General features: G+C 62.1%; 11 protein-coding genes. 6 read left to right on the plus strand and 5 right to left on the minus strand.

Going from position 1 to position 15,425, the window contains the following annotated elements; translation table 11 throughout:
- Positions 1–63: 63 nt before the first annotated feature.
- Positions 64–717, plus strand: coding sequence for a thiopurine S-methyltransferase (locus AC1M7R_RS19805; RefSeq protein WP_072389233.1), 654 nt, complete (start codon positions 64–66; stop codon positions 715–717).
- Between the two features lie 73 nt (positions 718–790).
- On the opposite strand, the gene htpX is transcribed toward AC1M7R_RS19805, so the two are convergent.
- On the minus strand, positions 791–1,678 hold the full coding sequence (gene htpX / locus AC1M7R_RS19810; protein WP_072389231.1) for a protease HtpX: 888 nt from the start codon (positions 1,676–1,678) through the stop codon (positions 791–793).
- Between the two features lie 300 nt (positions 1,679–1,978).
- Positions 1,979–3,190, minus strand: coding sequence for a pyridoxal phosphate-dependent aminotransferase (locus AC1M7R_RS19815; protein WP_053155200.1), 1,212 nt, complete (start codon positions 3,188–3,190; stop codon positions 1,979–1,981).
- A 222-nt stretch (positions 3,191–3,412) separates the two neighbouring features.
- Here AC1M7R_RS19815 and msrB point away from each other — a divergent pair, with 222 nt between their 5' ends.
- From msrB to AC1M7R_RS19830, 3 genes are all read left to right on the plus strand, one after another.
- Positions 3,413–3,808 carry a peptide-methionine (R)-S-oxide reductase MsrB gene (gene msrB, locus AC1M7R_RS19820; protein WP_072389229.1) on the plus strand — a complete coding sequence of 132 codons (396 nt, stop codon included), beginning with the start codon at positions 3,413–3,415 and terminating at the stop codon, positions 3,806–3,808.
- A 114-nt stretch (positions 3,809–3,922) separates the two neighbouring features.
- Positions 3,923–4,408, plus strand: coding sequence for a glutathione peroxidase (locus tag AC1M7R_RS19825; protein ID WP_092179521.1), 486 nt, complete (start codon positions 3,923–3,925; stop codon positions 4,406–4,408).
- A complete protein-coding gene (locus tag AC1M7R_RS19830) occupies positions 4,405–4,869 on the plus strand; it encodes a MarR family winged helix-turn-helix transcriptional regulator (RefSeq protein ID WP_072389225.1) in 465 nt (154 codons plus the stop codon). Before AC1M7R_RS19825 ends, AC1M7R_RS19830 begins: the two co-directional genes overlap by 4 nt.
- Here AC1M7R_RS19830 and AC1M7R_RS19835 read toward each other — a convergent pair.
- The gene (locus tag AC1M7R_RS19835; protein ID WP_072389223.1) at positions 4,850–7,171 is read right to left on the minus strand and encodes a hybrid sensor histidine kinase/response regulator; all 2,322 of its coding nucleotides are present in this window, start codon (positions 7,169–7,171) and stop codon (positions 4,850–4,852) included. The two genes, AC1M7R_RS19830 and AC1M7R_RS19835, sit on opposite strands and share 20 nt — an antisense overlap.
- Positions 7,172–7,334: 163 nt before the next feature.
- On the opposite strand from AC1M7R_RS19835, the gene AC1M7R_RS19840 reads away from it, so the two are divergent.
- Both AC1M7R_RS19840 and AC1M7R_RS19845 read left to right on the plus strand, forming a co-directional pair.
- Complete coding sequence (locus AC1M7R_RS19840; protein ID WP_072389220.1) at positions 7,335–8,225, plus strand: ATP-binding protein; 891 nt, start codon at positions 7,335–7,337, stop codon at positions 8,223–8,225.
- A complete protein-coding gene (locus tag AC1M7R_RS19845) occupies positions 8,222–8,704 on the plus strand; it encodes a GAF domain-containing protein (protein ID WP_072389218.1) in 483 nt (160 codons plus the stop codon). The genes AC1M7R_RS19840 and AC1M7R_RS19845 overlap by 4 nt, the downstream gene beginning before the upstream one ends.
- A 95-nt stretch (positions 8,705–8,799) precedes the next feature.
- Here AC1M7R_RS19845 and AC1M7R_RS19850 read toward each other — a convergent pair whose 3' ends face one another.
- Together AC1M7R_RS19850 and AC1M7R_RS19855 are read right to left on the minus strand one after the other, a co-directional pair.
- Complete coding sequence (locus AC1M7R_RS19850) at positions 8,800–11,742, minus strand: HD domain-containing phosphohydrolase (protein WP_103894059.1); 2,943 nt, start codon at positions 11,740–11,742, stop codon at positions 8,800–8,802.
- 58 nt (positions 11,743–11,800) lie between these two features.
- Entirely contained in the window at positions 11,801–15,421 is a 3,621-nt protein-coding gene (locus AC1M7R_RS19855; protein ID WP_123595961.1) for a transporter substrate-binding domain-containing protein, read from the minus strand.
- Positions 15,422–15,425: the final 4 nt, after the last annotated feature.

Consider the following 15,425-nt stretch of genomic DNA (forward strand, 5'->3'; position numbering starts at 1 on the left):
AGGTCTATGATCGGAATCTAATATAAGTTTTAACCCGTTTTGATCGAATTTTTGGAGCGAGTCATGGAGCCTGAGTTTTGGCACAAGCGATGGTCGACGGATCAGATCGGTTTTCACTTGCCGCAAGTGAACCCTTATCTGCAAGGATTCTGGCCGCTGTTGGGACTGGAGCGAGGCAGTCGGGTGCTGGTGCCGTTGTGCGGCAAGACCCTGGATCTGGTGTGGCTTGCTCATCAAGGGTATCCGGTGCTGGGGGTGGAGTTGTCGGAAAAGGCCATCACCGATTTTTTCCAGGAGCATCAGTTGGAGCCGAGCGTGAGCGAGGAGGGGGACTTCAAGGTATTTCGCACCGGTGACATTGAAATCCGTTGCGGCGATTTCTTTGCCTTGAAGCCGGGTGATGTCGCCGATTGTGCCGCGCTGTACGACCGGGCCGCGCTGATCGCCTTGCCGGCGCCCATGCGCGAACGTTACGCAGGCCATTTGCAGGCGCTCTTGCCGGAGGGGGCCGGATTGCTGATTACCCTGGATTACAACCAGGAAGAGATGCCGGGGCCGCCGTTTTCGGTTGGCGACGAAGAGGTGCAGCGGTTGCTGGGCAAGGCCTGGCGGCTGGACGTGCTGCAGGAGCAGGACGTGCTGGGGGAAAGTTGGAAGTTTCTCCAGGCGGGGGTAAAGCGACTGGATGAGCGGGTCTATCGGATTTCCGCACGCTGAACCAAGGGACATCGTGGTTGCCCACGTGTAAATAAAAAGCCCGCATTGCGCGGGCTTTTTATCGAGATCTACCTTAGCCGCGACGACGCAGTGCGTCGATACGCTCTTCCAGTGGCGGGTGGCTCATGAACAGGCGAGCCAGGCCCTGCTTGATGCCGCCGTTGATGCCGAAGGCAGTCAGGGTGTCGGGCATGTGCACCGGCAGGCCCTGTTCGGCACGCAGGCGCTGCAGGGCACCGATCATCGCACTGGTGCCGGCCAGGCGGGCGCCGGCGTCGTCGGCGCGGAATTCGCGCTTGCGCGAGAACCACATGACGATGGCGCTGGCGAGGATGCCCAGTACCAGCTCGGCGAAGATGGTCGCCACGTAGTAGGCGATGCCCTGGCCTTCTTCGTTCTTGAAGATCACCTTGTCGACGAAGTTGCCGATGATGCGGGCAAAGAACATCACGAAGGTGTTCACCACGCCCTGGATCAGCGCCAGGGTCACCATGTCGCCGTTGGCGACGTGGCCGATCTCGTGGGCCAGCACGGCCTTGACTTCATCGGGCGAGAACCGCTCGAGCAGACCCTGGCTCACCGCGACCAGGGCGTCGTTCTTGTTCCAGCCGGTGGCGAAGGCGTTGGCCTCGTAGGCCGGGAAGATCCCGACCTCCGGCATCTTGATGCCGGCTTCGCGGGACAGCTGCTCGACGGTCTGCAGCAGCCATTGTTCATGGCGAGTGCGCGGCTGGCTGATGATCTGGGTGCCGGTACTCATCTTCGCCATCCACTTTGAGATGAACAGCGAGAACAGGGAGCCAGCGAAACCGAACACCGCACAGAAGATCAGCAGCTGATTGAGGTTGAGATCAACCCCATTGGCCGCCATGAACCCGTTGAAGCCGAAAAGGCTCAGGGTGATGCTGGCAATCAGCACGACCGCCAGGTTAGTGGCCAAGAACAGCAGGATGCGCATCATGGTGGTAGCAAACTCCTCATGCTAAAGATGTAGCGTTATGCGGGGTATATAAGGTGCTGCCGCAGGCTATTCAACTCACCGACTATTTCAAACTGTGTCCTACAGGCTTCCCAAATGATTGAAGGACTTTTCTGAAAGTACCAGAGAAATGAAATATGCCTCTCTGGCCCCTTGAATGTTAGGCCTGCTGCCCATCGGTTGCCGAGCAGTCAGTGTAGAAGGGGCGTCAAAATCGGTGGAACGGATATGTTGCTGAATCAGACAGCGCGCGAGGCGAGGTACCTCGCGCGCTTGTCCGGCTTATTGGCGATAGGACTTGAGGAAGTTGCCGATCCGCCCAATGGCCTGTTCCAGGTCGTCGACCCGTGGCAGCGTGACGACGCGGAAATGATCCGGCCATGGCCAGTTGAACGCGGTGCCCTGGACGATCAGCAGCTTTTCGGACAGCAGCAGGTCAAGTACGAATTTCTCGTCGTTGTGGATCGGGCAGACCTTGGGGTCGATCCGTGGGAAGGCATACAGCGCCCCCATCGGCTTGACGCAACTGACGCCGGGGATGTCGTTGAGCAGTTCCCAGGTACGGTTGCGCTGTTCCAGCAGCCGGCCCGGGGGCAGGACCAGGTCGTTGATGCTCTGGTAGCCGCCCAGCGCCGTCTGGATGGCATGCTGGCTCGGGACGTTGGCACACAGGCGCATGTTGGCCAGCATGTCGATGCCTTCGATATAGCTCTGGGCATGATGCTTGGGGCCGGAGATGGCAATCCAGCCGGAGCGGAAACCCGCCACCCGGTAGGATTTGGACAGGCCGTTGAAGGTCAGGCACAACAGGTCCGGAGCCAGGGAGGCGGTGCAGATGTGGACGGCGTCGTCGTACAGGATCTTGTCGTAGATCTCGTCGGAAAACACCACCAGGTTGTGCTGGCGAGCCAGCTCCAGCATGCCCAGCAACACTTCCCTGGAGTACACCGCGCCGGTCGGGTTGTTCGGGTTGATGATCACCAGTGCCTTGGTGTTGGGCGTGATCTTGGCCTTGATGTCCGCCAGGTCCGGGAACCAGTTGGCCTGTTCGTCGCACAGGTAATGTACCGGGTTGCCTCCGGACAGGCTGACTGCGGCTGTCCACAGGGGATAGTCGGGGGCCGGCACCAGCACTTCGTCGCCGTTGTTGAGCAGCGCCTGCATCGACATCACGATCAGCTCGGATACGCCGTTGCCCAGGTAGATGTCCTCGATGCCGACGCCTTCGACCTGCTTCTGCTGGTAGTACTGCATCACCGCCTTGCGGGCGCTGAACAGGCCCTTGGAGTCGCTGTAGCCCTGGGCGGTGGGCAGGTTGCGGATCACGTCCTGGAGGATTTCATCGGGCGCTTCGAAACCAAAGGGGGCCGGGTTGCCGATGTTCAGCTTGAGGATGCGATGGCCTTCCTCTTCCAGGCGTTTGGCGTGCTTGAGCACTGGGCCGCGAATGTCGTAGCAGACGTTGGCGAGCTTGTTCGATTTGCTAACCTGCATGGCGATGTGTTCCCGAAAATGAACGATCCAGGCGGGCGTCTCGACGACCGTTCTGGTGATCCTGCGTCTGTACCCGTGCCCGGACATGGCACAGGCGTCACAATCCGTTTGAATACGCATGGAGTGACTGCCAGACTGGCGTCTGACGAGGCGCAATCATACGTGCCGCCCGACCCGCGGAAAAGCGTCGGATCGGGCTTTTTCAATTGCCGAGGCAAGACGATGGAAAAGTTGGAAAGAACCCTTGAAGAATGGCGTGCCATGCTCGACCCGGAGCAGTACAACGTCTGCCGGTTGAAGGGCACCGAGCGCCCGTTTTCCGGTAAATACAACACCACCAAGACCGACGGTGTGTACCACTGCATCTGTTGCAACGAACCGTTGTTCGATTCGCGGACCAAGTTCGATTCCGGCTGTGGCTGGCCGAGCTTCTACGCGCCGATCGAGGGCAGTGCCGTGGTGGAAGTGCGCGATGTCAGCCACGGCATGATCCGCACCGAAGTGGTCTGCGCCAAATGCGATGCTCACCTGGGTCATGTGTTTCCTGACGGCCCGCCGCCCACGGGGTTGCGTTACTGTATCAATTCGGTGTGCCTGGACCTGGTTGATCGCCAGTGATGAAAGCCTGGCGAGGGGAATCCCCTCGCCGAAGGTTGTCTTGGTTCGAATTAAATTGCACACAATTTAATTGCTCGCTATCTTCGGCTCCTTCCTTCCCGCTGGAGCCGTGCCATGAGCGACAACCTGCTGAGCATTCCCTGCATCACCATCAAGGGTGAGCAAAAGACCCTCGCCGATTTCGCCGGCAAGGCCGTGCTGGTGGTCAACACCGCCAGCCAGTGCGGTTTCACACCACAGTACAAGGGCCTGGAGACCCTTTGGCAGTCCTACAAGGACCGCGGCCTGGTGGTACTGGGCTTTCCCTGCAATCAGTTCGGCAAGCAGGAGCCGGGTAACGAAGGGGCGATTTCCGAGTTCTGCGAGCTGAATTTCGGCGTGAGCTTCCCGTTGTTCAAGAAAGTCGAGGTCAACGGTGCCAACGCACATCCACTGTTCGTCCAGCTCAAGCAACGCGCCCCCGGCGTGCTGGGTTCCAAGGGCATCAAGTGGAACTTCACCAAGTTCCTGATCGGCAAGGACGGTCAGGTGGTCAAGCGTTTCGCCCCGACCACCAAGCCCGAGGACCTGACCGCCGAGATCGAAGCCCTGCTCAAATGAAGGACAAACCCATCGAAGCGCTCACGCTCGACAGCCAGCTGTGCTTCAAGCTGTATGCTGCGTCGCGGGCAGTGATCCGTGGCTACAAGCCGATGCTCGATCAGCTCGGCCTGACCTATCCGCAGTACCTGGCGATGCTGGTGCTCTGGGAGTGGCAGGACACCGCGCCCGAGCAGCCCACGGTCAAGGCACTGGGGGAGCGGCTGCTGCTGGACTCGGGAACGCTGACACCCTTGCTCAAGCGTCTGGAGCAACTTGACCTGGTCCAGCGCCAGCGTTCGGCCCGGGACGAGCGGGAGGTCCACCTGAGCCTGACGGACACCGGGCGGGTCTTGCGAGAACAAGTGGCGCCGCTCAAGGCCCGCCTGTTGTGCGACAGTGGCATCGACCTGGATGGCCTGGGAACGTTGCGCGCCGGGCTCGACCAGTTGCTGGGCCAGATCAGGGCGCTGACGTCGTAGGCACCCACTGGTCCAGAACCGTCGCCAGTTCTTCGCGGCGAAACGGCTTGGACAGGTAGTCGGTCATGCCGGCGGTCCGGCAGCGTTCGCGCTCCTCGGGCATGGCATTGGCGGTCAATGCCACGATCGGCAGGTTCGGCCAGCGCCCGCTGCGACGAATCTGCCGACTGGCTTCGTAACCGTCCATCACTGGCATGTTGCAATCCATCAGCACCAGATCGAAATCCCGCTGTTCGAGCTGATCCAGTGCTTCGGCACCATGGGCCGCGACGATGACCTCGCACCCCAGTTTCACCAGCATGCCCTTGGCCACCAGTTGGTTGACCGGGTTGTCCTCCACCAGCAACACCCGCGCGCGCCTGGAGGGCGGCTGTGCCTCGATCTGCTTGTCGTCGATGGCGGCCGCCTCGCTTTGCAGGGCACGACGCAGGATCTGGTACAGCGCATGGCGCGCCAGCGGGCGGGCCTGCTGCAGCAGGGGGGCGAGGGTAGCGGCTTCTTCGCTGGGCATGAAACTGCCGTAGGCGGTCACCAGCAGGATGGGGGCGCTGAAGGTCGGTCGCAGGTTGAACAGGCATTCGGGGCAGTCGGTTATCAGCACATCCGGTTTGAGGCCCAGCAGGGAGTCATCGACGGAGCGTCGCTGGTAATCCAGGCCCCAGACGGGCAGCAGCATGTGCAGCAATTCGGCCAGTCCGCTGCTGGCGGCGGTGATGGCTACGACATTGCCTCGCAACGGTTCGACCACCGCCGCCGGCGTATGGCAGGGCAAGGGCAGGTCGGCGCAGAACTGGCTGCCGAAACCGGCTTCGGAACTGATCGTCAGGCGGCCTTGCATGGCTTCGCAGAGGTTGTGGGTCAAGGCCAGGCCCAGCCCGGTGCCGCCAAACTGACGGGTGATCCCGGCGCCGGCCTGGGTGAACGGCTGGAAGATCCGCGCCTGGGCATCCTGGGGGATGCCGATGCCGGTGTCGCAAACTTCGATGCGCACGCCGCCTTCGTAGGCGCTCAGCCGCACATCGACACGGCCGAAGCGGGTGAACTTGAGTGCGTTGGACAACAGGTTGCTGACGATCTGGCGCACGCGGGTCGGATCGCCCAGCACCTGGGCCGGGAAACGAGGATCGATCAGGCAGGCCAGTTCGACACTGGGGGCGGCATTCTGGGAGAGCAGGTTGGCGGTGTCTTCGATCTGGGAAGCCAGGTCGAACGGGATACGTTCGAGCTCCAGCTGGCCGGCATCGAACTTGGACAGGTCGAGAATATCGTTGAGCAGTTCGACCAGCACCTTGCCCGAGTCATGGGCAATCGACAATTGCTGCTGCTGCTCGGCGGTGAGAGGGCCGTCCAAAGACAAGGCGATCATCCCCAGCAGGCCATTGAGGGGCGTGCGGATTTCATGGCTCATGTTGGCCAGGAAGGCGGAACGGGCGTCGGCCATGTCCAGGGCGGTACGCCTGGCCACTTCCAGCTCTTCGTTGGACTGGCTGAGGCGGGCATTGATGGCCTTGAGTTCGGCGGTGCGTGCCGAGACGATGTTTTCCAGTTGCGCCAGGTATTCGGTGAGGCGATTTTCGGCGGTGCGCCGCTGCTGGATTTCGGTGGAGATGTTTTCGAACTGCTGGTTGGCGACCGAGACCAGTACGCCGATCTCGTCGTACTGGTGGCCGGAAGGGCATTCCAGCCGGCTCTGTTCGCTGCTGCTGGGGTCGCGGCCGGCCAGCTCGCGGATGACCCGTACCAAGGGCTTGGTCAGCATGACGTAGAACAGCGCCAGCAACAGCCCGGTCAGGATCAGGCTGCGGGCGAACCCGTTGAGCAGCGTGACCTCGGCCCTGCGCAGGAAGCGGCTGCCAAAAGCGTACGTATCGACCTCGAGGCGCAGCACTCCGAGGGATTCGCCGGGCAAATGGTCCAGGTAAAGCCGATCTTCGAACTGGCGCTGGGCGCCGAACAGGAAGTCGCTGATGAACCGGTAGTTGCTCTGGAGTTCGGGGCGTTTGACGCTGGCCAACACGGTATTGTTGTTGTCGATCAGTTCGGCGCCGATGATGGCCGGTGAACGCAGCAGGCCCAGGGACAACTCCTGGGCCAGTTCGGCGTCGATGTTGTAGGCGATGCGCGAGGCCGGGTTGTGGCTGATTTCCATCAGCGACAGGATCTCGCGGTTGATCGAGGCGTCTTCGCTGGCATAATCGATGCCGATCTGCATCAGGCTGAGCAATGTGCCCAGCACGAAACCCACCAGAACGGTCAGTCGGGCCTGCTTGTAAGACAGCCGTTGGGTGAATCTGATGTCCATGGAATGGTGAACCACTTACGTTTCCCTTCGCCGCTCAAGCATAGCTGATCATCTCTGGATACCGGCCTGGCCGGTTTATGTTGTGTGGGATAGACCCGCCATTGAATACGGCGTTTCGTCGCCGTAGCGTCATCATTACTGTGAACCTGCCCGAGGAGAAGACGTGGACTCGCGATTGAATGCTTTTCTTGAGCGCGCCGATGCGGTGCTGGCCCGTATCGAGCCGTTGCTGCCCGCGCCCCGGCCCGACATCGACTGGACCGCAACCCTGGCTGCCCGCTGGCAGCGCGACGGACGCAGCGGTTATCTGTTGCCGTTGCAGGTCAGCCTCGACATGCGCCTGTCGGACCTGATCGGCGTCGAGCGCCAGGTCGGACAACTGGGCCGCAACACCCGTCAGTTCATCGACGGCATGCCGGCCAACCACGCATTGCTCTGGGGCTCGCGTGGTACGGGCAAATCGTCCCTGGTGCGCGCCCTGTTGGCCGAGCATGCCCAGGAGGGCCTGCGGCTGATCGAGATCGAACGCGATCATCTGGCCGACCTGCCGCGGGTGGTGGAGCAGGTCGCCAAGCTGCCCCAGCGCTTCGTGCTGTTCTGCGATGACCTGTCGTTCGAATCCGGTGAGGGTGATTACCGGGTACTCAAGAGCGTGCTGGATGGCTCCCTGGAACAGGCGCCGGATAACGTGTTGCTGTATGCCACGTCCAACCGCCGTCACCTGGTGCCGGAAAAGGAAAGCGACAACGAGAACTGGAAGCGGGTCGATGGCGAGCTGCATCCCAGCGAAGCCGTGGAGGACAAGATCGCGCTGTCGGACCGTTTCGGCCTGTGGCTGTCGTTCTATCCCTTCACCCAGGAGCATTTTCTCAATGTGGTGGAGCACTGGATCGGTGAGCTGGCGGCCAAGGCCGGGCTGGCCTGGCAGCGTGATGAAGCGCTGGATATAGAAGCGGTCCGCTGGGCCACCGGGCGGGGCAACCGCAACGGCCGTTGCGCCTATCAATTTGCCCGTTATTGGGTTGGCCTCAAACTGCTGGAGCACAAGGCATGATCGATCTGAAGAACACCGGCCAAGGCCTCGACGGCTACGACCTGTTATCGGCACAGTTGCAATCCCTGCTGGCCGATGAACGCGATTTCATCGCCAACGCCGCGCAGTTCTCGGCATTCCTGTTCAGTCAGCTGGACGACCTGAACTGGGCCGGGTTCTATCTCAATCGCAATGAAGAACTGGTGCTGGGCCCGTTCCAGGGCCAGATCGCCTGCGTGCGGATTCCCTTCGGCCGGGGTGTCTGCGGTACGGCAGCGGCGACCGGCCAGACCCAGCGTGTCGAGGACGTGCATGCCTTCCCGGGGCACATCGCCTGTGACAGTGCGTCGAACAGCGAACTGGTGGTGCCGCTGCTCAAGGACGGACGCCTGATCGGAGTGCTCGATTTGGACAGCCCGAAACTGGCGCGCTTCAGCGAGCATGACCAGGCTGGTATCGAGCGCCTGAGCGAGATTTTCCTGCGCTTGACCGACTGCTGAGCCCTTCGCGCGGGCGCTGGCAAAGCCTGCGGACCTGTGGCGGGCAGTCTCGGTGCCCGACCACACGCCTGGATCGGTAGCGACGGCGCCCATGTCTAGACGCCCGCCTGGTCCAGGAGGCTGTCCGCATCGACGTCATCGATCTGGTGCGGGTCGAGAAACTGGTTGGCGTAGCTCAGGTAGATCCGTTCATCGATGAAAAGCTTGAACAGTTCCGGGTCGATATGGGCGTTACGGCACATCGTCGCCATGATGCCCAGGGCCTCGCTCAGTTTCTTGGCTTTCTTGTAGGGCCGGTCGGCCGCCGTCAATGCTTCGAAGATATCCGCGATCGCCATCATGCGTGCCGGCAGGCTCATCTGCGCGCGCCTGAGCCGCTTGGGGTATCCGGTGCCATCCATCTTTTCATGATGGCCGCCAGCGATCTCCGCAACGTTCTCCAGGTGGCTGGGGAAGGGCAGCTGGCTGAGCATCAGGATCGTCTGCACCATATGGTGATTGATGACATAGCGTTCCTCCCGGGTCAGCGTGCCCCGTGGGATGCTGAGGTTGTAGAGTTCGCCACGGTTGTATTTCCAGGTTGGCACATCGAGCTGGAAGCCCCATGGGTTGTCCGCCGGGATCAGTTCGGCCTCGTGCCGCTCCACCAGGTGTTCGGGCTTGTCGGCCAACAGGGTTTCGACCACGGGGAGCGTCGGCTCGGGAGTCCGTGCCTGGCGCCGGTTCTCTTCCCACGATACGCCCAGGCGATCGTCCAGCGTCCGGGTCCAGGGACGCTGGGCAATTTCCCGCAAACGTAGCAGGTCGGCGTCGGCCATGGCTTCGGTGCCCAGGTTGCAACGCGCGACAAAGGCGAAGTCGTCATCGAGGCTGGCCAGCGTCTCATCACGCTTGCGCGCCAGGGCGGCGGCTTCGCCCCCGGTTGCCATGGCCTGCCAGTAGTCGACCCAGGCGTCGCGCTTGAGCACCTCGAAGCGCGTGCGGATTTCGTGGATCCGGTCGTTCAGGGTCTCCAGCTTGGTGGCCTTGTCCACCACGTACTCCGGCGTGGTGACCTTGCCGCAATCGTGCAGCCAGGCGGCGATGTGCAGCGCTTCCCACTCGTCTTCGGTAGGCCGGTAGGCTTCGAAGGCCGGCGCGTTGCTCGCGGCGGCGGCCTGGGCGAGTAGCAGGGTCAGGGCCGGTACCCGCTGGCAGTGACCGCCGGTGTACGGGCTCTTGGCGTCGATGGCGCCGGCCAGCAGCTGGATGAACGAGTCCAGCAATTGCTTCTGTCGGGCCTGCAGGCGCTGGCTTTCGATGCTCACGGTGGCGGTGCCGGAGACGGCTTGCAAAAAAGCGATGCGGTCCGGCTGCAGTTTTTCCAGATCGGCTTCGGTGCCGGTATCGCTGATCAACAGCACCAGCATGCCGACGGTTTCCTGATGACGGTTGCGCAGGCGGATACCGATCAGGTGCACGCGCGGAGCGTCCAGTGCCTGCAGGACACGCTGCAGGTCGGCGGCCTGCTCGTATCCCAGGGAGGTGACGAGATTGTCCGAGAGCGCCAGTTGCTGGAGCCAGGGCGGGCTGTCGCCACTGGCCAGGGCATGGCTTTGCAGTTCGAACGCTTCCAGTGGCTGTGGCGTGCCATGGATGACCAGCCCATACGGCTTGACCTGGTCGGTGTCATTTTCGCGCAGGTAGATCAGCCCGGCCTGGGCCTGGCCGATTTTCACGGTCTCGAACAGCACTCGTTCCAACAGTGGGGCGAAGCGGGTTTCGGCGCGCAGGCTGGCGGTGATTTCAAAGAAGCTGGCCAGCGTCTCTTTCATCCGGGCCATCGAGAGGCTCAATTGATCCACTTCCAGTACGAGGGAGTGGCGCGACACCGGGTAGTCGAAGTCGAAGCTGCGAATCGCATCCGCTTCCCGGACCAACGCGCTCAGGGGCTTGACCAGCAGCCTGGAAGTCAGCCAGCCCAGGGGCAGGCACAGCAGCAGCGTGGCCAGGGTAATCAGGGCGCCTTGCCAGCGCATGCGATAGGCATCGGCCAGCAGTTCATCCTCGGGCACCAGCAACGCCAGCTCCAGGCCCCGGGGCCCGCCTTCCTGCATGTGACTGCGGGACACGATCCATTGGCGTCCGGCTGCCTCCAGGCGCGTTGCGTCGCCACTGGCGTCGAGAGCGACGGCGATGGACGGGCTGAGGTCGCGGGCCTTGATCAGTTGGGCCGATCCGGTATCAGCGAGCAACCGGTCGCTGTCGGGATAGCCCACCGCGTTGCCCTGGGGATCGACCAGCACGATTTCAGTGCCGGCGGTCACTTTGTGCTTGGCGAGCGTCTGGGACAGGGCCGCGAGGGTCAGGTCGGCACCGATGACCGCTTCCTCGCCGCTTCGCCGGGCGAGGGTCGTGCCGATGTTGCGGGTGGAAAAGAAGACGTAGGGATCGGTCGTGATCTGCCCGGCAGTGTCCAGTGCACTGCGAAACCAGTCACGCGTGCGTGGATCGAAGGTGCCATCGGCATTGTCCCGGGCGCTGATGAATGCCAGCGCCTGATCGTAGAACAGTGACTGGGAGCGCACCTGGCCCGAAAGGCCTGTTCGTTCGAGGGTCCAGACCTGATAAGCCGCTTCGTCTGGCGCGCTCACCGCGGTTTTCAGTGCTTGGGTGCGCAGTGGCCGGACCATCAGGAAATTGCCCTGGCGGTCGCCCAGGTACAACGATGCCAGGTTGGGGTTGTCCCGCAGTGCCTGGCTGAAAGGGATAAGCAGGGCCAGGCGTTGGTCCAGGCCGGCGGCCCGCGTTGCCGGGTAGTCGGCCAGCAGGCTCAGCACATGGCGGATCGGCTCGTAGGTGTCGTACAGGTCCAGGCGCACGTCCCGTTCAATGCGGTTGAACAGTTGTTCGCTGCTGGAGAGGATGATCCGCGTGGTCTGTCGGTAGTTGAAGAGGCCCAGCACCACGCCGGTGAGCAGCAGGAGCAGGGTGAACATCACACTGATGTGTACGTGGAGGGGGAACCGGCGTTGTTCCGGACGCGGTGCGCTGGGCATTGCAATCACTCCGAGTGTGGGTACGCACTGCTGAGCGGACATCATAGTAAATACCGGGCTATTTTGCCTTGGCGACCTCGTTTTCCAGCACCTGCTCCAGCTCCGCCATGGCACGTTCGAGGGCCGTGGCGCATGCCTGGATCCGCTCGGGTGCCTGGGCTTGAAGGCAAGCGTTTTCCAATGCCTCGCATCGCTGGATCAAATCGGTCGCCTGCACGATCCGGGCTACGCCCTTTATCTTGTGTGCCGTTTCGGTCAGCGCCTGCCGGTTCCCATCCCGGGCGACAGCGAGCAATTCCTGGCGGTCCGAGCGGTTGCTGCGCAGCAGCTCCGCCAACAGCCTCCGGGTGGATGAAGGATCGCCGCCGGTCAGTGCCCGCAGGTTGTGTACAGTGAAGGTCTGTGGACGGCTCACGGACCTGACGCCTTTCATCCATTGGCTCAGGACATTCAGGCTGATCGGTTTGAACAGGCAGTCGTCCATCCCGGCGTCCAGGCAGCGCTGTTTTTCTTCGGGTTGTGCATTGGCGGTAAATCCCAGAAGGGTACAGGGCGGCAGGTTCTGTCCGGACTCGTACCTGCGGATTGACCGGGCCAGCTCGTAGCCGCTCATGACCGGCATGTTGCAGTCGACGATGACCAGGTCGAAATCCCCATGCTGCCAGGCGGTGAGCCCTTGTGCGCCATCGTCGGCGACCTGGTAGCGATGACCGAGGTATTCCAGTTGCTGTGACATCAACAGGCGATTGGCCGGATGGTCGTCCACCACCAGCACATTCAGGGCGGCCGCCGCCGTTTCGATCACCGGCTCAGGCACAGCGCAGGCCGTCACCGTAGGCAGTACGCTCAATTGCAGGCAGACTCGGACCTGGGTACCGGCTCCCGGTTGGCTGTTCATATGCAGGCTGCCCCCCATCATGCGACACAGGTTGCGACTGATCACCAGTCCCAGCCCGGCGCCCTTGCGGGCCATGCGGCTGGTATTGTCGGCCTGGGCAAAAGGCTCGAACAGTCGGTTCAGGTCGCTGGGGCTGATGCCGATGCCGCTGTCGCTGACATCCAGGCGCATTTGCAGGAGATCGTCACGCTCGGTTCGAGACAGCTGGACATCAACCCTTACCCAGCCCTGCTCGGTGAACTTGAGGGCGTTGCTGATCAGGTTCGAAATCACCTGCTTGAATCGCAAGGGGTCTATCAGTACGTCCGGGTTGTCGTCTGCCGGGTCGAGCTGCAGTGTCAGCGCCAGGTTCTTCTGTCGGGCCACACCTTCGAACACTCGGATGACCGATTGCAGCAAGGCCCTGAGATTGACCCGTTCGGGAGCCAGGCTCAGGTGGCCCGACTCGATGCGAGCGATGTCCAGGATATCGCCGATCAGTTCCAGCATGCCGGAGGCCGATTCGTAGGCGACGGCGATGGCGGCCCGGTCCACCTGGCCCTTGTCGGCATGCTTGAGGGCCAGTTCAAGCATGCCGATCACCGCGTTCATGGGGGTGCGGATTTCGTGGCTCATGGTCGCCAGGAAGGTGCTCTTGGCCCGGTTCGCATCATCGGCCCGCTCCTTGGCGGCCCGCAGTTCATCGAAAAGCTGCCGTCGTTCACTGATGTCGATCCAGCCGCCGATGATGCCTTGTACCTGGGCGGCGGCGTTGCGGTAGGGAAGGATCCAGTGATAGATCGTCAGTCGCCTGTCGCCGATGTGCAGCGGCCTGTCGACGATCAATGGGGTGCCTTCCTCCATGACCCGCTGGTAGTCCGCCTGGTACTCCCTGGCCTCGAAGGCATTGCTCATGGAGCCGGGCATCACGTTCTTGCCAATGACGTCTTCGCGCCGTGCATCGAAGGCCTCCAGATAGCTGTCGTTACAGCTCTGCAGGACGCCGTCGCGGTCTCTGACGTAAATGGGATGTGGCGTGCCGTTGACCAGCGAACGCATGAACTCCAGCTGGTCGTTGAGCGCCAGTTCCGCTCGCTGGCGCTGGCGGATCTGCCGCCGCATGTAGGCGTTCCAGGCCAGGGACAGCAGCAGTAGCAGGCCGACCCCCGTGACGATCTGGAAGAACAGGCGGTTATAGGTGCGCCAGGTGTGCTCCGATGCCGGGACGTAGCCCCGCCACCGGTTGTTGATGACCCCCAGTTCGTCGGGGTCGATGCTGGTCAGGGCCTTGTCGAGGATGGCGTTCAGTTCGGTGGCGTTTCTGGCCGTGGCCAGGGAGAACATGGCCTGCTCGGTGCCCACGGTGCTGCTGATCTGCAACGTGTCCCGGAACGCGTGGGACGAAAGGAAATAGTTGGCCATGACCAGGGAGTGCACGCTGCCGTCGACCTTGCCTTGGGCAAGCATTTCAACGGCATGGGCGGAGTCGGTGGTTTCGATGATCCTGATGCGCGGGTACTGGCGGTGTAGCCACTCGATGATCGGATTGCCTTTGGCGATCGCCAGGCTTCTTTCGCCGAACTGGTCGAGCACCGTCGGCGCAGCGGAATGCTTGGGACTCAGCAGCACGAAGGAACTGTCGACGTAAGGGCGGCTGAATTTAAGCTGCTGTTGCCGTTCGCTGCTGGGCAGGAGCGCGGCAATCATATCGGCCCGATCGTTCGCGATGGCTGCAATCGTTTCGCTGTCGTCCCGATGGCGTTGGATATCCAGGCGCAAGCCGGTGCGCAGCCGGATCAGTTCCAGCAAGTCGGCGCCTATTCCGCGAAAATCGCCGTCCGAATCGAAGAAGGTGAACGGGGCGAACGTTTCGTTCACGGCCACCCGGATCACCGGATGGCTGGCCAGCCAGCGTTGCTCCCTGTCGGTCAGTTGTATTCGATGCTCGGTGAGATAGAGGTCGCTGCCCGCGCTCCAGCGTTTGGAGATCGCCACCTGTTCGCTGATCGGGATCCGGTTGAGCGTGGCATTGATGATTTCCAGCAAGCGGGTGTCATGGCGCCGTACCGCGAAACCGAATCCATGGGACTCATGCTTGCCGAAGCTGGCCATGCGGATGTTGTTCAGGTAGCCCTTGTTGATCATGTAGTGGGTGGAAATGGTATCGCCGAGAAAGACATCGGCCTGGCCGAAAGCGACGGCATTTATGGCGTTCTGGTAGGAGGGGTAGGTGGTGATACGCGCCTTAGGGTACAGCCTTTCGACGTCCTGCTCGGGCAGGTAGTGATAGACCATGCTGAGACGCAGCCCCTCGAGATCCTCGCTCAGGGAGCGGCTTTCATTGGTTCGGGTGACAAGGACGGGCTGATCCACGGCATAGGGTGTCGAAAGGGCGAGTTCGGGATCGCGGGCTTCGAAACCGTTGGCGCTTCCCAACAGATCGATACGGCCTTGCTTGAGCGCAGCGATGGCCTCGCCGCGGGAGCCGAAGCGCAGGACTTTCACGGGCAGCCCGGTCGCCTGGGCGATAATCGCGGCGTAGTCGGCAGTCATGCCTTCATAGTCGCGTCCGCTGGTGGAAAGATCGAAGGGCGGATAATCCGGTGCGGAAGTGCCCAGTCTCAGTTCCTGCCGTTCACGCAGCCAGGCACGCTGGGCCTGATCCAGGCCGACCTCGACAGGGGGCGCGCCCGAGCGACCCAGAAGTGTGTATGGCTCGGGAGCGGCAGTCGCTGCCGCGAGAAATCCTGCACATAGCCCTGCGATCAATAGCAGGAGAAATCCTTTCATGCCTGTGGACATCCTG

The organism is Pseudomonas sp. MS01C9 (genome assembly GCF_058202755.1).